This is a genomic window from Pseudomonas sp. NPDC087342 (assembly GCF_044744265.1).
In the GTDB taxonomy this organism is placed as follows: Bacteria; Pseudomonadota; Gammaproteobacteria; order Pseudomonadales; family Pseudomonadaceae; genus Aquipseudomonas; species Aquipseudomonas nunensis.
On sequence record NZ_JBIUXZ010000001.1, the window covers coordinates 1,496,804 to 1,515,595 of the forward strand.

The 18,792-nt window shown below is 60.9% G+C and carries 14 protein-coding genes; 12 read left to right on the forward strand and 2 right to left on the reverse strand.

Annotated elements, in window-relative coordinates:
* Positions 1–70 precede the first annotated feature (70 nt).
* Complete coding sequence (locus ACIOYV_RS06765) at positions 71–1,018, forward strand: Dyp-type peroxidase (RefSeq protein WP_401322067.1); 948 nt, start codon at positions 71–73, stop codon at positions 1,016–1,018.
* A 138-nt stretch (positions 1,019–1,156) separates the two neighbouring features.
* Here the strand turns inward: ACIOYV_RS06765 and ACIOYV_RS06770 are convergent, their stop codons facing one another.
* Positions 1,157–1,951, reverse strand: coding sequence for a class II aldolase/adducin family protein (locus ACIOYV_RS06770; protein WP_054614454.1), 795 nt, complete (start codon positions 1,949–1,951; stop codon positions 1,157–1,159).
* A gap of 119 nt (positions 1,952–2,070) precedes the next feature.
* Positions 2,071–2,976, reverse strand: coding sequence for a LysR family transcriptional regulator (locus ACIOYV_RS06775; RefSeq protein WP_401322070.1), 906 nt, complete (start codon positions 2,974–2,976; stop codon positions 2,071–2,073).
* Positions 2,977–3,205: 229 nt separating this feature from the next.
* Here ACIOYV_RS06775 and ACIOYV_RS06780 point away from each other — a divergent pair, with 229 nt between their 5' ends.
* The 11 genes from ACIOYV_RS06780 (at position 3,206) to ACIOYV_RS06830 (ending at position 18,786) form a co-directional block, all read left to right on the forward strand.
* Entirely contained in the window at positions 3,206–3,814 is a 609-nt protein-coding gene (locus ACIOYV_RS06780) for a cysteine dioxygenase (protein ID WP_401322072.1), read from the forward strand.
* Entirely contained in the window at positions 3,811–5,394 is a 1,584-nt protein-coding gene (locus ACIOYV_RS06785) for a rhodanese-related sulfurtransferase (protein ID WP_401322075.1), read from the forward strand. The genes ACIOYV_RS06780 and ACIOYV_RS06785 overlap by 4 nt, the downstream gene beginning before the upstream one ends.
* 235 nt (positions 5,395–5,629) lie before the next feature.
* The gene (locus ACIOYV_RS06790; protein ID WP_401322078.1) at positions 5,630–6,499 is read left to right on the forward strand and encodes a TauD/TfdA dioxygenase family protein; all 870 of its coding nucleotides are present in this window, start codon (positions 5,630–5,632) and stop codon (positions 6,497–6,499) included.
* A gap of 316 nt (positions 6,500–6,815) precedes the next feature.
* Positions 6,816–9,290, forward strand: a complete 2,475-nt coding sequence (locus ACIOYV_RS06795) for a TonB-dependent receptor plug domain-containing protein (protein WP_401322081.1) — start codon at positions 6,816–6,818, stop codon at positions 9,288–9,290.
* Between the two features lie 569 nt (positions 9,291–9,859).
* Positions 9,860–10,822: an ABC transporter substrate-binding protein gene (locus tag ACIOYV_RS06800; protein ID WP_401322083.1), complete on the forward strand. Its 963-nt coding sequence runs from the start codon at positions 9,860–9,862 to the stop codon at positions 10,820–10,822.
* 15 nt (positions 10,823–10,837) lie between these two features.
* Positions 10,838–12,184, forward strand: a complete 1,347-nt coding sequence (locus tag ACIOYV_RS06805; RefSeq protein WP_401322086.1) for an LLM class flavin-dependent oxidoreductase — start codon at positions 10,838–10,840, stop codon at positions 12,182–12,184.
* Positions 12,181–12,864, forward strand: a complete 684-nt coding sequence (locus tag ACIOYV_RS06810) for a peroxiredoxin-like family protein (protein WP_401322089.1) — start codon at positions 12,181–12,183, stop codon at positions 12,862–12,864. Before ACIOYV_RS06805 ends, ACIOYV_RS06810 begins: the two co-directional genes overlap by 4 nt.
* A 13-nt stretch (positions 12,865–12,877) precedes the next feature.
* Positions 12,878–13,888 (forward strand): ABC transporter substrate-binding protein, encoded by a 1,011-nt coding sequence (locus ACIOYV_RS06815; protein WP_401322092.1) that lies wholly within the window; start codon positions 12,878–12,880, stop codon positions 13,886–13,888.
* Between the two features lie 202 nt (positions 13,889–14,090).
* A complete protein-coding gene (locus ACIOYV_RS06820; RefSeq protein WP_401322095.1) occupies positions 14,091–15,278 on the forward strand; it encodes an acyl-CoA dehydrogenase family protein in 1,188 nt (395 codons plus the stop codon).
* On the forward strand, positions 15,275–16,234 hold the full coding sequence (locus tag ACIOYV_RS06825; protein WP_401322097.1) for a D-isomer specific 2-hydroxyacid dehydrogenase family protein: 960 nt from the start codon (positions 15,275–15,277) through the stop codon (positions 16,232–16,234). Before ACIOYV_RS06820 ends, ACIOYV_RS06825 begins: the two co-directional genes overlap by 4 nt.
* 419 nt (positions 16,235–16,653) lie before the next feature.
* Positions 16,654–18,786, forward strand: coding sequence for a TonB-dependent receptor (locus ACIOYV_RS06830; protein ID WP_054050691.1), 2,133 nt, complete (start codon positions 16,654–16,656; stop codon positions 18,784–18,786).
* Positions 18,787–18,792: the final 6 nt, after the last annotated feature.

Here is an 18,792-nt window from a genome sequence, read left to right on the forward strand (position 1 = left end):
TCGAAGGCTGATTCACAGCCTTTATCCTGCTACTGTCTTTGCACTTCGCATCAACGACAGTGCTCACACCATGACCAACCCTACGCCTGATCCTCAAGCCGTTTGTGCCCCGATCACCAAAAGCGCGATTTTCATCGTGGCCACCGTGGCACCCGGCAGCGATGCCGCGGAAAAAGTCCGCGGCTGGTGCGGTGACATCGCCGCCCTCACCCGCTCCGTCGGCAAACGCGTGCCGACCGGTTACTTGTCCTGCGTTTGCGGTTTTGGTTCCAGCGCCTGGGACACACTCTTCGGCACCCCGCGTCCGGCCTCGCTGCACCCCTTCCGCGAATTCGGCGACGAAGGACGCCGCGCGGTGGCAACGCCGGGGGACATCCTGCTGCACATTCGTGCGGACCAGATGGACCTGTGTTTCGAACTGGCCACGCAGTTGCTCTCGGCGCTGGGCGATGCGGTTTCGGTGGTCGATGAGGTCCAGGGTTTCCGCTATTTCGACATGCGCAGCATCATCGGTTTTGTCGACGGCACGGAAAATCCGGATGATCGGCACATGGCCAAATTCACCATTATTGGCGATGAAGACCCGGCGTTTGCCGGTGGCAGCTACGTGTTGGTGCAGAAGTATTTGCACAAGATGGACGCGTGGAACGCGTTGTCCGTCGAGGCGCAGGAACGCGTGATCGGGCGGACCAAACTGTCGGATATCGAACTCGATGATGCGGCCAAGCCGAGCAATTCCCACAGCGCCTTGACCACCATCACCCAGGACGGTCAGGAAGTAAAAATCCTGCGTGACAACATGCCGTTCGGCCGGCCTGGCGCGGGCGAGTTCGGCACGTACTTCATCGGCTATGCGCGCTCGCCGGAGCCGATTGAGCTGATGCTGGAGAACATGTTTGTCGGCCGGCCTGCGGGCAACTATGATCGCTTGCTGGACTTCAGCACGGCGGTCACGGGTGGGTTGTTCTTTGTGCCTTCGGCGGATTTGCTGGAAGAGCTGGCGGACCGCGAGCCTTAATCAAGTCATGGCACAAATCCTGTGGGAGCGAGCTTGCTCGCGATAGCGGTGGGACAGTCAACACAGATGTTGAATGTTATGCCCTCATCGCGAGCAAGCTCGCTCCCACAGGGTTTTGATGTGAACCCAGGTTTTGCATCAATCCTTGTAAGCGGTATCAGTCCGCTCCAGCTGCCGAATAAGCGCATTCCAGTGCCGCGCCACGCCCGGCCCAGTTCCACTCTTGAATGCCTCCGCCTGCTGCTCGACCTTGGCCACCACTTCGGCCGGCGGGAACACCAGCTCGGCATTGCCACCGGCCTGTGCCGCGATCTGGATATTGCAGGCACGCTCCAGGCTCTGCAGTTGCTGGAACGCGTGTTCAACGCTGACACCCGCCGTCAGCAAACCGTGGTTGCGCAGGATCAGCACGCTTTTGTCCCCCAGGTCCGCCACCAGCCGCTCACGCTCGTCGAGGTCCAGGGCAATGCCTTCGTAACCGTGATAGGCCACTCGCCCGGAAAAAGCGATGGAATGCTGGGAGATCGGCAACAGCCCGTCGCGCTGGGCCGAGACCGCGATGCCGTCGCGGGTGTGGGTGTGCAGGACGGCTTGCAGGTCGGGACGCGCGCCGTGGATGGCGCTGTGGATCACGTAGCCGGCGTAGTTGATGCCGAGGCCGGTCGGGTCGTCGACGATGGTGCCGTCGAGGTCGACCTTGACCAGGTTGGACGCGCTGATTTCATCGAACAGCAGCCCGAAGGCGTTGATCAGGAAATGCTCTTCAGGCCCCGGCACCCGCGCGGAAAAGTGCGTGTAGATGTGATCGGTCCACTTGAACAACGCCGCCAGCCGATAGGCCGCGGCCAGTTTGACCCGGACTTCCCATTCTTCAGGGGTAACGCGCTGGCGAACATTTTTCGAGACACTGGACAACGGGCTGACGCTGCTCATGGCAAAACTTCCTGGATGGCCTTAAGAATTGCAGCCAGCCTATGGGAAGCAAAAAAATAATAAAAAGCACATTTTAATCTAAGCTAATTATCATTTTTTTTTATGTCTTCAGCCTGCCGTCATGCGGCGCTCTTGATCTTCTGCAGCGAGCCGGCGACCAGTTTGCCAAAGGCATCCACCGGCCCTTGCAGGTTGCCGAGGAAGTGCGGGTAGATCAGCCACAGGTCCATCACCGGTTTGAAATCCTTGAGCGGCACCACCGCCAGTTGATCGAAATGCGCACTGCGTTCCAGCAGGGGACGCGGCACCAGGCCAAGGCCCAGGCCATCGGCGACCAGGCCCAGCTGCAACTCGGTGCCGAAGGTTTCCAGGTTGACCCGCAGCGCCAGACCTTGATCCGATAAGGTCCGCTGCAACCCGGCGCGGAAACCGCAGCCGTCGGGATTGAGAATCCAGCCACTCTGGTAAACGTCGGCCAGTTTGCACGGACGCTTGGGCACCTCGGCCTTGGCGCAGACCACCACCAGTTCCATCTTGCCGATGGACTCGCCGATGATGTTGTCCGGGAAAATCTTGCCCGCCGGGAACAGCGCTGCCGCCGCGTCGAGTTCACCGCGTTCGATCTTGCCAACCAATTGACTGCCCCAACCCGTCGCCACTTGGGCGCGTAATTCCGGGTATTCGACGCGCAGATGCTTGAGGGCATCGAGCAGCACCACGTCGCCGATGGTTTGCGGCACGCCCAGGCGCAGCAGCCCGGTCGGCGGTGCGTCCGTCGCCACGAGTTCACGCAATGCGTCCATCTCCCGAAGGATCAAACGGCACTGTTCATACACCCGGGTTCCGATCAAAGTAGGCTTGAGCGGTTTGGTGTTGCGGTCGAACAATTCCACGCCCAACGCTTGCTCGAAGTTCTGCACCCGCCGGGTAATCGCGGGTTGAGTCAGTTGCAACGACTCGGCGGCATGGCTGATGGACTGGCAACGGATCACTTCGACGAAGGCATCGATATCATCAATTTTCATTTGGGCCGCACATAGAGAACAGTCAATAAGATGTCTGAAAAGCATAGTTCCATTGCTGGCATCTGGATAGCCCGAAGCTTCAGGTGCCCATATCGATAACGATTAACGCTATTCAATCGAGTTCTAAATTCCTTTCAGCTATAACCTAATCATATAAAAATTGCATATTAAGACTAATCATTATGCTTAGATAACCACAACAACCTTCGAAACCAACGATGGAATCGCCATGACCCAGGCCCGACACCCGGAGAGACTCAGAGCATTCATAGGCGCCCTGGCGGAATTGATCGACAGCAACCCGCGCGAGGGTGACCTGTTGCATCGCGGCGGCAAACTGCTCGGCCAACTGGTCAGCCATGACGACTGGCTGCCGGAAGATTTTGCCCGCCCCGACCCGGAGCGCTATCAGCAATACCTGCTGCACGCCGATTCGCGGCAGCGTTTCAGTGTGGTCAGTTTTGTCTGGGGGCCGGGACAACGCACGCCGATCCACGATCATCGGGTCTGGGGCCTGATCGGCATATTGCGCGGTGCGGAATATTCCCAGGGGTTCGCCCGTCACACCGACGGCACTCTGGTGCCCGAGGGCAACCGGATTCTGTTGCAACCCGGTCAGGTCGAAGCCGTGTCGCCGAAGATTGGCGACATCCATCAAGTCAGCAACGCGTTTGAAGATCAGGTCTCGATCAGCATTCATGTCTACGGCGCCAATATCGGTGCCGTGCGCCGCGCGGTGTATCAGCCCGACGGCAGCGAAAAACTGTTTATCTCCGGTTATTCCAACGCCTTTCTCCCCAACATCTGGGATCTGTCCAAAGAGAGCCAAGCCCTATGAGCAACGTACTGACCCGCACCTTCGCCGACATTCGCAAGGCTCTGCTGAAGAAGGAAGAACTGGCCCTCGTGGATGTGCGTGAAGAGGCGCCTTTCGCCGAGGCGCACCCGTTGTTCGCGGCCAATATTCCATTGTCGAAACTTGAGCTGGAGGTGTATTCGCGGATTCCACGGCTCGACACCGCCGTGACGGTCTACGACAACGGCGAAGGGTTGGCACAGATCGCCGCGCAGCGCCTGCAAGGTTTGGGCTATGTGAATGTCGCCCTGCTGGAAGGTGGCCTGGACGGTTGGCGCCGGGCCGGTGGCGAGTTGTTTATCGACGTCAACGTGCCGAGCAAAGCCTTTGGCGAACTGGTAGAGAGCCAGCGTCATACACCGTCTCTGGCGGCGGAAGAGGTCCAAGCGCTGCTCGACAGCGAAGCAGACGTGGTGGTGCTGGATGCCCGGCGCTTCGATGAATACCAGACCATGAGCATTCCCACCGGCATCAGCGTCCCGGGCGCGGAACTGGTGTTGCGTGCCCGCGAACTGGCGCCGGACCCGGCGACGCGGATCATCGTCAACTGCGCCGGGCGTACCCGCAGCATTATCGGCACTCAGTCGCTGATCAATTCAGGCATTCCGAACCCGGTGTCGGCCTTGCGTAACGGCACCATCGGCTGGACCCTCGCCGGTCAACAACTGCAACACGGTCAGTCGCGGCGGTTTGCGCCGACCAGCGAAGAACACCGTCACGTTGCCGCTCAGGATGCCCGTCGCGTTGCCGACAAGGCTTTGGTTGGTCGCGCCAGCCTGGCGGATCTTCAGCGCTGGCAGCAGGAATCGACCCGCAGCACTTACCTGTTCGATGTGCGCACGCCGGAAGAATTCGAAGCGGGTCACCTGCCCGCTGCGCGCTCGACACCCGGCGGGCAACTGGTGCAGGAAACCGATCACTTCGCCAGCGTGCGCGGTGCGCGTCTGGTGTTGGTGGATGACGACGGCGTGCGCGCCAACATGTCGGCGTCCTGGCTCTCGCAATTGGGTTGGGAGGTGCATGTGCTGGACGATGCGCAGCCTGCGCATTTCAGCGAAAAAGGTGCCTGGCAGGCGCCGGTCCCCGCACCGCAGCAAGCCGAGGAAATCAGCCCCGAAACCCTGGCCGAGTGGCTGCCCCATGGCGACGTCGTGGTGCTGGATTTCACCAGCAGCGCCAACTATGTCAAACGCCATATCCCCGGCGCGTGGTGGGCATTGCGCGGGCAGTTGCGGGAAGCGCTGGCCAATGTCCCCAAGGCAGAACGCTACGTCCTGACCTGTGGCAGCAGCCAATTGGCGCGGCTGGCCGTGGCTGATGTCGAAGCCCTGACCGGCAAACCGGTTTTCCTGCTCAAGGGCGGCACGGCCAGCTGGATCGCCGCGCAACTGCCGCTGGAGGAAGGCGAAACGCACCTGGCTTCGCCGCGCATCGACCGCTATCGCCGTCCGTACGAAGGCACCGACAGCCCGCGCGAAGCGATGCAAGCTTATCTGGATTGGGAATATGGCCTGGTCGCGCAACTGGCCCGCGACGCCACCCATGGCTTTTTTGTGATCTAACAACAACCCGTTGTAGCAGCTGCCGAGCAGCGCGAGGCTGCGTTCGGCGGCGAAGCCGTCGCAAACCCTGTGCACGCGGTTTATCTGAAACACTGCGTCGCCCGATTTCACGACGGCTTCGCCGCCGGACGCAGCCTCGCGCTGCTCGACAGCTGCTACAAAAACCCGTCACACACACAAACATCCGACCCCTCTCCAGGCGGAGGCTGAACCCACAACCGAGAGGAGTTTCACCATGCCTTCTGCCTTGCACCGCACTGATTTACAGCCGCAACCAACCTTGCACGTCACTCGCCTGGAACCGACCATCGGTGCCGAAATCTCCGGGATCGACTTGAGCCAGCCACTGACCCCAGCCCTGCGTGATGAGCTGCGCCAGTTGCTGCTGGAACACAAAGTGATCTTCTTCCGCGACCAGGTGATCAGCACCGAACAGCAGATCGCCTTCGCCCGGGAATTCGGTGAGCTGTACGTGCACCCGACCACTCAGCAAAACGACCCGACGCAACCGCAAGCGCACCTGATTCAAGCCCAGGATGAACGCAAGCTTTATGGTCCGAAGATCAGCGGCCGTTGGCACACCGATACCAGTTGGCTGCTGCGCCCGACCCTCGGCGCGATATTGCGCGCCGTGGATTTGCCACCGGTGGGCGGCGATACCTTGTGGGCCGACACCGGCGCGGTGTATCGCGCCTTGCCGGATGACCTGCGCGCAGAAATTGACGACGTGTATGTGGTCCACGACTTCAAAAAGGCCCTGGACAAGGTCGGCTACGACTACCCGATCCTCGCGCATCCGCTGGTGCGCACCCACCCGGAAACCGGCGAGGACGGCCTGTTCATCAACTTCTCGCAGAACCCTTCGGTGATCGGCTGGACGCCGGAAAAGAGCAAGCAACTGATCGATCGGCTGTTGCTGGAATTCAACAAGCCCGAGCATCAGGTGCGCTTCAAGTGGCGTGAAAACTCCGTGGCGTTCTGGGACAACCGCTCGACGCTGCACTACCCGGTCTACAACTACGGCGATTATCCGCGCCGCATGGAACGGGTGCTCATCGCTTATGACGACATTCCCCATCGGGTAAAACGCGCCAACGCGGCCTGACCCAAACCCCAAGAAAAGACCCGGCAACCCAATGCCGATCAACTAGCCACCACACGCCCCGTAGCAGCTGCCGAGCCTGCGAGGCTGCGTTCGGCTGCGCAGCAGTCGTGAAACCAGGCGACGCGGTGTTTCAGGCAGACCGCGTGCTCAGGTTTGGCGACTGCTTCGCAGCCCAACGCAGCCTCGTGCCTCGACAGCTGCTACGAGCCGAACGCAGCCTCGTGCCTCGGCAGCTGCTACGGGAGCCTGTCTGGCTGGCGATTTTTAGCTGATCGGCATTTTTGCCTGTGCGTGCAATCTTTCAGGAATTCGCGTCATGACCTCATCCAGCTCCCGAGTGAAATACGATTACTACGCCGCAGCAGCCTTGAGCCTGCTGACGGCAAGCCTCCAGGTGCATGCCGAAACCAGCGAACCGGACAAGACCCTGAGCACCGTGGTGGTGACCGGCAACCGCGGTAATCAACCGCGCACCATCACCGACAGCCCTTCGCCGATCGATGTGATCAGCGCCGAGCAATTGCAAGCCAGCGGCAAGGTCGGCCTCAAGGAACTGCTCGCACGCCTGCTGCCCTCCTTCAACCTGCCGGCGATCAATGGCGGCGGGACGTCCTGGTCGGTGCGCGGCGTGACCATGCGCGGGCTGTCCGGGGATCAGGTGCTGGTGCTGGTCAACGGCAAACGCCGGCACAACACCGCGCTGATCAACAACCTGGCGCGCATCGGCACGGCGGCGGTGCCGGTCAACCTCGACCTGATTCCGGTCTCGGCCATCGATCATATCGAGGTGCTGCGCGACGGTGCCTCGGCGCAATATGGCTCGGACGCCATCGCTGGGGTGATCAACATCATTCTCAAGGAAAACGACAGCGGCGGCAGTGCCGAAACCTCGTTCGGACGTTACGGCAGTGGCGATGGCGACACGGTGCACCAGACGGTCAACTATGGTCTGGCGCTGCCAAATGACGGCTTCGCCAACCTGGCGCTGGACAGCAAGGAACAGGAACCCTTCGACCGTACCGGCAGTGCCACCGGCAATCTTTATTCATCACCCGGTTTCCCCGACAGCCGCGACCAGACCGTCAATCGCCACGGCTGGAACCCGAGTTACGGGCTGGGCCGGGAGAAGGTCACCAACGCCAGCTATAACCTCGAATTGCCCATTCAGGATGATCTGAAGTTCTACTCGTTCTCCACTGCCAGCTATATGGAAACCACCAAGGTCACCGGCAACTATCGCCCCAACGACATCACGTCCCTGGCCGGCGATCCGAACACGCCCTACCCCGACGGCGTGCACGCGCAACGGCGCAACCGCACCATCGACTTCCAGGTGGCGGGCGGCTTCAAGGGTGAGGTCGGCGGCTGGAACTATGACGCCAGTTCGACCTGGGGCGAGGACGATTCGACCCTCAATGCGAACAACACCCTGAATCCGTCCATGGGGCCGACCAGCCCGACCTCGTTCAACCTGGCGTCGCAGATTTTCGATCAGTGGACCAACAACCTCGACTTCAGTCGCGGTTTCGACATTGGCCTGAAAAATCCGCTGCAAACCTCATTCGGTTTCGAATACCGCTGGGAGGAATACCAGATTGAGCCGGGTGACTTCGCGTCCTACACCCCCGGAGATTATGTGATCCCCAGCGGACCGTTTGCCGGCCGTACGCCGCTGCCGGGCCTGGCCTCCTACAACGGCACCAGCACCGCCGACGCCGGGGAAATCAGTCGCAGCAACGTCGCCAGTTATGTCGATCTGGGGTTGGACGTGACGGATAAATGGTACGTCGGCACGGCGGCGCGTTATGAGCATTACACCCAGGACATCGGCAGCACCTGGAGCGGCAAATTCTCGACCCGCTACAAAATCACCGACGCCTTCGCCCTGCGCGGCACGGTCAACAACGGCTTCCGCGCCCCGTCCCTGGCGCAAACCATTTATGCCTCGTCGACTTTCACTTCCGGCGGCGTGGTGAATGGCGAGCAGGTTTCGGTGCCGGTCAAGGTGTTGCCGGTCGACACTCCGGAGGCTCAGGCCCTGGGCGCGGAAAAGCTCAAGCCGGAAAAATCCCTGAACTACAGCCTCGGCTTCACCTACGACCCCACGGCCAACTACCGGTTGACCACAGACCTGTATCAGATCGGTATTCGCGACCGCATCGTCTCCACCAGCCTATTGGGCGGCCCGGCGGTTTCGCAGATTCTGGTCGCCAACGGCTTGTCGCCGGGCCTGTTCGCCCAGTACTACACCAACGCGGTGGACACCCGGACACGCGGCATCGACATCATCAACGAGTACCGCCAGCAACTGGATGAATACGGCCAGGTGCGCTGGAGCGCTGCCTACAACTGGAACCAGACCAAGATCGAAAAACTCCAGGACAACCCGGCCAAACTCACCAGCCTAGGCTCGAACTACCAGTTGTTCGACCGCCGTCTGCAGAAGGACCTGACCGTCGCCACGCCGCAATCGAAACTGATCCTGGCCGCCAACTGGAAAGTCACCGACTACAACCTGAACCTGGCGCTGACCCGCTTCGGCAGCTACACCGAGGGCGACAACAACCCGGTGAACGACCGCAAATTCAGCGCCAAATGGATCACCGACCTGGACGCGGCCTACGACCTGACCAAACACCTGACGGTAGCGTTGGGCGCCAACAACCTGTTCAACGTGTACCCGGACAAAAACGGCATCAAGGACTGGGCCGGCGGCTACAAATACGGACAGTTTTCGCCGTTCGGATTTGGCGGCGCGTATTACTACACGCGGTTGGCGTACAACTTCTGACGCACAGCCCTGTAGGAGCGAGGCTTGCCCGCGAAAGCGGTTTCACATTCAACATTGATAGTGACTGACCCACCGCCTTCGCGAGCAAGCTTCGCTCCTACACAGGCGCTGTTGCGCACACAAATTTCGCACTCGGCAAAGATCCCCTGTAGGAGCGAGGCTTGCCCGCGAAGGCGGTTTCACATTCAACATTGATGGCAGCTGACCCACCGCCTTCGCGAGCAAGCTTCGCTCCTACACAGGCGCTGTTGCGCACACAAATTTCGCACTCGGCAAAGATCCCTTGTAGGAGCGAGGCTTGCCCGCGAAAGCGATTTCACATTCAACATTGATATTGGCTGACCCACCGCCTTCGCGAGCAAGCCCGCTCCCACAGGGGATTTGTGTTTCGGCCCCAACTAAATGCATTTATTTCATATTGAACATCACGATAATCAGCTTACTTAATAATTAGCATATAACCAGAAAGACTTTCCCAAGCGCTTTTTATAGAGATAACGTCAACTCCAGACCGACCCCTTCTCCAGGCGGAGGCAATACGAAGCACAACAACTCGCCTGGAGCATCTCATGTCACTCAAACCACTGTTGTTGAGCCTCTTCTGCACTCTGGGCTTTACCGCCGCCAGTTACGCCGCCGACCTGCAACCGCTGCTGGTGGCCAATCAAAAATCCTCGATCAAAGTGCTGCTGGAAGTCTCCGGCGAATTGAAGGATGTGCCCTACGAAATCCAGTTTTCCGAGTTCCCCGCCGCCGCACCGCTGGGCGAGGCATTGAATGCCGGCGCGGTGGACATCGGCGCCCTCGGCGATGCGCCTTATGTGTTCGCCCTCGGCGCCGGCGCACCGCTGAAAGTCGTCAGCATCATCCATGCCGAGGGTCGCTACACCACGGCCATCCTCGCGCTCAAGGATTCGCCGCTGAACAACGCCAGCGACCTCAAGGGCAAGCGGATCGTCACCACTCGCGGTTCCATCGGCCACTTCCTGGCGATCAAGGCCTTGCGCAGCGTCGGCCTGAGCACCCACAACGTGCAGTTCATCTACCTGTTGCCGAGCGAGTCGCGAATCCTGCTGGACAACGGCAGCGCTGATGCCTGGTCGACCTGGGACCCGTACACCACGATTGCCACCACCCAAAGCCAGGCCAAGGTTCTGGCCAGCGGCGACTCGCTGCTGACCAACCATTTGTACCTCGCCGCCACCAGCCAGGCGATCGCCGGCAAGCGCCAGCAACTCGACGATTTCGTCGCCCGGGTCGATCGCGCCTACCGCTGGACCAACAACCATCCCGAGGAATACGCCGCCGCCCAGGCCAAGGTCACTGGCCTGCCGCTGGCCGTGCATGTCGCCGTGGCCAAGGGCACGCACATGCAGCCCGTCGCCATCGACGACACGGTGATCAAGGGCCTGCAAACCACTGCGGACATCTATCAGGAAGAAGGAATTCTGACCAAACACATCGACGTCTCCCAAGGCTTCGACAAGAGCTTCAACGCCCAGCGTGCCCCCACCACCCAGGCATCGCGCTAATTCAGGAGTAGAACCATGAGCAAACAACGTCAATTGAAACTCGGCGCGATGGTGCATGGCGTCGGCCACGGCTGGGGCGAATGGCGCCACCCGCAGGCGCGGCCAAACGCCAGTGTGAACTTCGATTTCTACAAGCAGCAGACGCAACTGGCCGAAGGCGCGAAGTTCGACTTCGTGTTCATCGCCGACAGCCTGCACATCCACGAAAAATCCAGCCCGCACTACCTCAATCGCTTCGAGCCACTGACCATCCTTTCGGCGTTGGCGGCCACCACAAAACATATCGGCCTGGTGGCGACCGTCACCGTCAGCTACACCGAACCGTTCCAGGTCGCACGCCAGTTCGCCTCCCTGGACCACATCAGCGGCGGTCGCGCCGGCTGGAACGTGGTGACCTCGTGGCTCAGCGGCACCGCCGATAATTTCGGCAAGACTGAGCATCCGCCGCATGCCGTGCGCTACCGCATCGCCAAGGAGCACGTGAATGTGGTCAAGGGTTTGTGGGATTCCTGGGAAGACGACGCCTTCGCCTACGACAAGCAAAGCGGCGAGTTTTTCACCCCCGGCAAACTGCACGCGCTGGAGCACAAGGGTGAATTTTTCTCGGTCAAAGGCCCGCTCAACATTGCGCGTTCTCAGCAAGGTCAGCCGGTGATTTTCCAGGCCGGCACCTCCGAGGCCGGACGCAATTTCGCCGCCGAGAACTCCGATGCGATTTTCGTCAGCCCCGAGTCCTTCGACGAAGCCCGCGCCTACTACAAGGACCTGAAACAACGCGCCAGCGGTTTCGGTCGGGATGCACAGAAACTGTCGATCCTGCCGGGCATCCGCCCGATCGTTGGTCGCGATGAAGCAGAAGTCGAAAGCCGTTACCAGCAAGCGGTGGAACTGGTGGGCATCGAGGATGCGATTGTCGCCCTCGGCCGGCCGTTCAATGACCATGACTTCAGCCAGTATCCATTGGACGCACCGTTCCCCGAATTGGGTGATCTGGGTTCCAACAGCCAGAAAGGTGGGTCCGACCGGATCAAACAATTGGCCAAGGACGAAGGCCTGACCTTGCGCCAGGTCGCCCTGCGCTTCTCACGACCACGTCGAGACTTCGTCGGCACGCCGGAGCAGGTCGCCGATGCTTTGCAGACCTGGTTCGAAGAAGGCGCCGCCGACGGTTTCATCATCAATTCGCTGCTGCCGGATGGCCTGCAATATTTCACCGAACTGGTAGTGCCGGTGCTGCAACAGCGCGGTCTGTTCCGCGATGAATACAGCGGCTCTACTTTGCGTGACAACCTCGGGCTCGACGTGCCCGCCAACCGTCACACCACCCCTCAAGTTCACGAAAAAAGCGAGGCAGTGGCATGAGCGAATCCCTCAATCAACTGCTCGCGAACCTGCATGCCGAACGCGTCGCGACCTGGGAGCCGGCGGCCCTGCAAGTCAATATTGATCAGCGTCAACGGCTGGTGAATGAAGCCAGGCTCGACGATTTCGTCAAGGTCGGCGACACGCTGGAGCCGTTCACTCTGCTGAAGGTCGAAGGTGGCAGCCTGAGTCGCGACGAATTGCTCTTCAACGGTCCGGCGGTGCTGATTTTCTTCCGCTTCGCCGGCTGCCCGGCGTGCAACATCGCCCTGCCCTATTACCAGCGCCGGCTCTATCCGCAACTGCATGCACTGGGGGTGCCGCTGGTGGCGGTCAGCCCGCAAGTGCCGGAGCGCCTGATCGAAATCAAGACCCGCCACACCCTCGACCTGCATGTGGCCAGCGACCCGGATAACCAGCTCGGCCGGCGCCTGGGCATTCTCTACAGCTTCGATGAAGCCTCGCGCAACGCCGCACTGGCCAAGGGCAAGGGCATCGGCGAAACCACCGGCACCGGCACTTGGGAGTTACCGCAGCCGACCGTGGTGGTGATCGCCCGGGACGGCAGCGTGGCCTTCGCCGAGGTCAGCCCGGACTGGCTCGTGCGCACCGAAGCCGACCCGGTATTGCGCGCCGTTGAACAATTGCTGGGGCAAACCGCCTTGCAACTCGCTATCTGACCAGAGCCTGACCATGACGAAAAACATCTCACAGGGGCAGTTCAATCGTCGCCGCTTCCTGACGGCCAGTTCGATTGCCGTCGGCGCGCTGGGGTTGTCCTCGCTCGGCTTGAGCCCGCGTGCATTCGCGCAAAACACCCAGCTCTCGGACGTGACCCTGGGCGTCGCCACCTATCGCGGCCAGGAATCGTATTTCACCGAAGATGCCGGCACCGCCAACCGCCCTTACAAGGTCGATTACGCGGAATTTGCCGGCGGCAACCTGATCGTCGAAGCGCTGGCCTCGGGCAGCCTGGACATCGGTTCCATGAGCGAAATCCCGCCGATTTTCTCGATCCAGAGCCATCGCCAACCGAAGCTGATCGCGGTGATTCAGGGCGACGTGAACAATCAAGTGTTCCTGATCCCCAAGGATTCGAAACTCGAATCCGTCGGCCAGTTGCGCGGTAAACGCGTCGGGTACGTACGCTCCACCACCTCGCACTATTTCCTGATCAAGGCCCTGAAGGAACAGGGCTTGACCATGAAGGACATCACTGCAGTCGCGCTGACGCCGCAAGACGGTTTCAGTGCGTTCCAGAGCGGCCAGCTCGATGCGTGGGTGATTTATGGGGTGTTTATCCAACTGGCGAAATTCCGCAGCGGCGCCCGGGTGTTGAAGACCGCGCAGGGTTATTTGTCCGGCAACTATCTGATGGCCGCCCGCCCCGCCGCCCTCGAAGACCCGCTGCGCAAGCAGGCGATTCAGGACTATGTGCAGCGCACCGCACGCACGCTGGAATGGATCAACAACAACCCCGAGCCGTGGGCGACAAAATCCGCGCAGTTGCTCGGCGTGGACAAAGCGGTGTTCCTCGACATGTACAACAGCCGCAGCCAGCCGTGGAAAGTCCTCGAAGTGGATGACCAGGCGATTGCCTCGCAGCAGGAAGTCGCGGATCTGTTCTTTGATGCCGGGGTGCTGAGTGAACGGCTGGATGTCGGGCCGTTGTGGGATCGGCAGTTCAAGTTGTTGCCGTTATGAGTCCTAAGGCCGAGCGCAAAACCCTGTGGCGAGGGGTTTACCCCCGTTCGGCTGCGAAGCAGTCGCAAAACCTGCTGGCACGGTATGACTGAAAAAATGCTGGGGCCGCTTCGCGACCCAACGGGGGTAAACCCCCTCGCCACAGTTGATCGCGCCGGCATAGATATCGATTCCAAGCCATTTTTGATCGAGTGATTCCATCATGAGTCTTTCTTCTCAACACGCCCCGCCGCTGCGCTCTATCGAAGCGGCCAATTTCGAAGCACTGCTGGAAACCCTCGGCGCGCAACTCGGCGCCACGGCCCACGTCTATGACGAAAGCGGCGCCTTCCCCCATGACAATTTCAAGCTGCTGCACGAGCATGGCCTGGTCGCTTTGACCGTGCCCAAAGCCCTCGGCGGTGGCGGCGCGAGTCTGGTTCAGGCACGCAAGGCAATCAGCGCAATCGCCAAGGGTGAACCCTCGACAGCGTTGATCCTGGTGATGCAATACCTGCAACACACACGCCTTCAGGACAGCAAAACCTGGCCCGAAGCGTTGCGCCTGCAAGTGGCCCGTGACGCGGTCGAGCACGGCGCGCTGATCAATGCCCTGCGGGTCGAGCCCGATCTCGGCACGCCGGCTCGCGGTGGTTTGCCGGCGACCGTCGCCCGACGCACGTCCGCCGGGTGGCGCATCAGCGGGCGCAAGATCTATTCCACCGGCAGCCATGGCCTGACGTGGTTCAGCGTTTGGGCGCGCAGCACCGATGAAGACCCGCTGGTCGGCGCCTGGCTGGTGCACAAGGACACGCCGGGGATCAGCATCATCGACGATTGGGATCACCTCGGCATGCGCGCCACGTGTAGCCATGAAGTCGTGTTCGACAACGTGCTGGTGCCGCTGGATCACGCCGTCAGCGTCAGCCCCTGGAGTGCGCCGCAACCGGAACTGGATGGCGATGGTTTCCTGTGGATGTCGGTGTTGCTGTCGTCGGTCTACGACGGCGTTGCCCAAGCTGCCCGCGACTGGTTGGTCGGTTGGCTCGAACAACGCAAGCCGTCCAACCTCGGTGCGGCACTCTCGACCCTGCCGCGTTTTCAGGAAACCGTCGGCCATATCGACACGCTGCTGTTCGCCAATCGCAGCCTGCTGGATGCCGCCGCCGAGGGCCGCACACCCGCGAGTAACGCCGCGCAGCTGAAATTCCTGGTGACCGGCAACGCCATCCGCGCCGTCGAGCTGGCCATTGAAGCGTCCGGCAACCCCGGTCTGTCGCGGCACAATCCGCTGCAACGGCATTACCGCGATGTGCTGTGCAGTCGCGTCCACACCCCGCAAAACGACGCCGTGCTGCAAGGCGTCGGCAAAGCCGTATTCGCCCAGCGCCAGCCAAAGGACAGCCAATGAGCCAGCTCGTGATCGCCAGCCAACTGGACGCAGATTTCAATGAGGTGATCCGCCAGCGCCTCGCCCTCACGCACCCGGGCGCTGAAGTATTGGACGTGCCGGCCGGAGTGCCTAGCGACCTGCCGGCCGAGGTCAGCATTCTGCTGGCGCGCCCGATCAACGTGCGCGGTTACCTGGCGCCGGACACGCCTCCTCCGGGTTGGCCCTATGGTTTGAAGTGGATTCAGGTGGTGTCGTCCGGTATCGACTTCTACCCGAAATGGCTGTTCAACGGACCGCCAGTCAGCACTTCGCGCGGCAGCGCCGCCGAGAACATCGCCGAGTTCGCCCTGGCCGCGATTTTCGCCGCTGCCAAGCATCTGCCGGACATCTGGGTGCATGACTCACAGTGGAATTTCACCGCGCTGACGCCGCTCAAGGGCACCACGTTGGGGATTCTCGGTTTCGGCGCGATTGGCCGCAGCCTCGCGACCAAGGCCCATGCCTTGGGCATTAATGTGGTCGCGTTGCGGCAGAGTGAGGCGCCGTTCGAGGTGGAAGGCGTCGAGGCCGCGCGGGATATCCATGACTTGTTTGCCCGCGCCGATCACTTGGTGCTGGCTGCGCCGCTGACCGGTGCGACGCGGCATATCGTCAACAGTGCGGTGCTGGCCAGCGCCAAGCCGGGCCTGCACCTGATCAACATTGCCCGGGGTGGTTTGCTCGATCACGGGGCGTTGCTTGAAGCGCTGGACAGCGGCGCGATAGGCCTGGCTTCGCTGGATGTCACCGAGCCCGAGCCGCTACCCGATGGACATCCGCTCTACTCCCACCCGAGGGTTCGCCTGTCGCCGCACACCTCGGCGATTTCCAGCAACAGTCGGCATGAGATTGCGGACAGTTTCCTGGCCAATCTTGAGCGCTTCCTCAATGGCTTGGCGCCGGAGAATCTGGCGAATGTAACGCGCGGGTATTGAGTCCGGCCGATCCACCGCCTTCGCGGGCAAGCCTCGCTCCTACAGGGGAATGCATTCCCTTGTAGGAGCGAGGCTTGCCCGCGAAGGCGTTTTATCATCCGCCACAACAACATCAGCTTTACGCATTTCAACTCAGAACTTAATGCCTATTTTTTATAATTAACTTATAACTAATCGGACTTTTACAGCGCCGTATTATACAAATATTGTTACAACCATCACCGACCCCTGACCAGGTGGAGGCCCACGGAACTGCATGTTTTTCCGGCCGACACCACTCCACGGTCAACCGCCACACCCAAAACCTGAAAACGGCTAAAGCCCCCGCTGCCATGGCTTTCAAACCATGGCCCCGGCAACGCTTTGCCTAAAAAAAACCTGACATCGCCAACGCTGCACTTACACACCTGGGGCTCACCATGCACAACACCTTCACTGCAAACCGTCTGACGCTGGCCGTCTCGCTGGCCCTGTTCGGCTTGTCGGCCCACGCCGATGAAAACACCAAGGATGGTGCCCTCCCCGTTGTCACGGTCACCGCCGAACACCACAGCGAAGACCTGCAAAAAACCCCGCTGGCGATCTCGGCGTTCGATGAGAAAACCCTCGACGACAAGCAGATCAAAAGCATCCGCGACCTCTCCGGGCAAGTGCCGAACCTGACCCTCAGCCGCCAGTCGATCTCATACAGCGCCCAGACCTATGGCATTCGCGGCATCGGCGAAACCGACCCGATCCAGGAATCCGCGGTCGCGGTGTACGCCGATGACCTGTACATCCCACGGGCAATTTCCTCGATGCTCGACTTCAACGACGTCGAGCGCGTCGAAGTGCTGCGCGGCCCCCAGGGCACGCTCTATGGGCGCAACAGCAGCGCCGGTGCGATCCGCGTGATCACCCGCGATCCGACCCAGGAAACCCGTGGTTTCTTCGAGCTCGGCGCCGGTAATTACAACGCGCAGAACGGCCGCTTCCTGATCAGCGGACCGCTGGTGGACAACGCCTTGTTCGGCAGTTTTTCGGCGATCCGCCTGACCCGCGACGGCACGGTCTCCAACCCGACGCGCGGCAAGGATGTGAACAACGTCGACATCCAGTCCTATCGCGGCAAGTTACGCTTCAACCCCATCGATTCGCCGTGGGATGTGCAGTTGACCCTGGCCGGCACCTTCGACCGTGGCGACACCACCAGCTACACACCGTTTGATGCCAACGGCCACTTCGACAAATTCAAGACCTACAGCAGCCTCGACCCGAAGAACCGCCTCGATCAAGGCAGTTCGGTACTGCGCGCGATCTATACGATCAACGATAACTTGAGCTTCAAATCGGTGAGTGCCTATTCGGCGTTCAACCAGCCGGTGGACTATGACAACTCCGGTCAAGCCGCGCTGATCCAGAACAACCTGATCACCTACAAGCAGGACTACGCCACCCAAGAATTCCAGCTCAACGGCGACTACGACAAATTCAGCTTCAGCACCGGCCTGTACCTGTACCGCGAAAAATTCGAAGCCGACCGCGACAACCTTACCTATTCCGTGGCACGCAACCGCGTGATCGGCCAGGGCCAATACAGCACGACCAACACCGAAAGCTACGCGCTGTATGGCCAGGGCAGCTACAAGATCACCCCGCAACTGTCGCTGATCGCCGGGCTGCGCTTTACCCGCGAGCACAAGAATTTCGATTACACCAACTACGCGATCAACACCAACCGGCAGATCACCGGGACCAACTTCACGGCTGATTCGAGCAAATCCTGGCAGTCCACCAGCCCGAAAATCGGCTTCGAATACGCCTGGACTCCGCACCTGAACCAGTACGCCTACGTCGCCAAAGGCTTCAAGGCCGGCGGCTACGACAACCGCGCACCAACCCGCGCTGCCGCCGAACAGGCGTTCTCGCCGGAAGACGTAACCACTTGGGAAACCGGCTTCAAGGGTGACTTCTTCGACCAGCGCCTGCGGGCCAACGTCGCGGTGTTCTACAACGACTACAAGGACCTGCAAACCAATGCCTACGATCCGGCGTTGGGCGTGAGCCTGCGGACCAACGTTGGCCAGGCCCACACCTACGGCGTCGAGCTGGAAACCCTGACCGCCCTGACCCGCGACCTGCAACTGACCGCCAACGTCGGCTACCTGCAAAGCCAGTATGACGACTTCGAAAACGCCAGCGGCCCCGGGGTCGATGCCAACGGCAAGCAACTGGTGTTCTCGCCGCGCTGGAACGCCAGCCTCGGCCTCAATTACACGATCCCGGCCGGACTGCCCGGCACCTGGCTGGCGGGCACCGATGCGCAATTCCAGACCAAGTCCTACGCCAACGCGTTGAACGACGACGTGCAGGAAATCCCCAAGCAGACCTTCTGGAACGCCAACACCCGCTACATCTCCAGCGACGGTCACTGGACCACCACGCTGGCGGTGAAAAACCTGCTCGACCGCGCCTACCCGCAATCGGTCGGCTACGTGCCGTCCAGTGGCGCCCGCTACTACTCGATCAACGACCCACGAACCCTGTTGTTGTCGGTGCGTTACGACCTCTGATCTCCG

Coding starts and splice junctions, on each gene's coding strand:
- ACIOYV_RS06765 (WP_401322067.1), top strand. CDS start 71: ATGACCAACCCTACGCCTGATCCTCAAGCCGTTTGTGCCCCGATCACC.
- ACIOYV_RS06770 (WP_054614454.1), bottom strand. CDS start 1,951: ATGAGCAGCGTCAGCCCGTTGTCCAGTGTCTCGAAAAATGTTCGCCAG.
- ACIOYV_RS06775 (WP_401322070.1), bottom strand. CDS start 2,976: ATGAAAATTGATGATATCGATGCCTTCGTCGAAGTGATCCGTTGCCAG.
- ACIOYV_RS06780 (WP_401322072.1), top strand. CDS start 3,206: ATGACCCAGGCCCGACACCCGGAGAGACTCAGAGCATTCATAGGCGCC.
- ACIOYV_RS06785 (WP_401322075.1), top strand. CDS start 3,811: ATGAGCAACGTACTGACCCGCACCTTCGCCGACATTCGCAAGGCTCTG.
- ACIOYV_RS06790 (WP_401322078.1), top strand. CDS start 5,630: ATGCCTTCTGCCTTGCACCGCACTGATTTACAGCCGCAACCAACCTTG.
- ACIOYV_RS06795 (WP_401322081.1), top strand. CDS start 6,816: ATGACCTCATCCAGCTCCCGAGTGAAATACGATTACTACGCCGCAGCA.
- ACIOYV_RS06800 (WP_401322083.1), top strand. CDS start 9,860: ATGTCACTCAAACCACTGTTGTTGAGCCTCTTCTGCACTCTGGGCTTT.
- ACIOYV_RS06805 (WP_401322086.1), top strand. CDS start 10,838: ATGAGCAAACAACGTCAATTGAAACTCGGCGCGATGGTGCATGGCGTC.
- ACIOYV_RS06810 (WP_401322089.1), top strand. CDS start 12,181: ATGAGCGAATCCCTCAATCAACTGCTCGCGAACCTGCATGCCGAACGC.
- ACIOYV_RS06815 (WP_401322092.1), top strand. CDS start 12,878: ATGACGAAAAACATCTCACAGGGGCAGTTCAATCGTCGCCGCTTCCTG.
- ACIOYV_RS06820 (WP_401322095.1), top strand. CDS start 14,091: ATGAGTCTTTCTTCTCAACACGCCCCGCCGCTGCGCTCTATCGAAGCG.
- ACIOYV_RS06825 (WP_401322097.1), top strand. CDS start 15,275: ATGAGCCAGCTCGTGATCGCCAGCCAACTGGACGCAGATTTCAATGAG.
- ACIOYV_RS06830 (WP_054050691.1), top strand. CDS start 16,654: ATGCACAACACCTTCACTGCAAACCGTCTGACGCTGGCCGTCTCGCTG.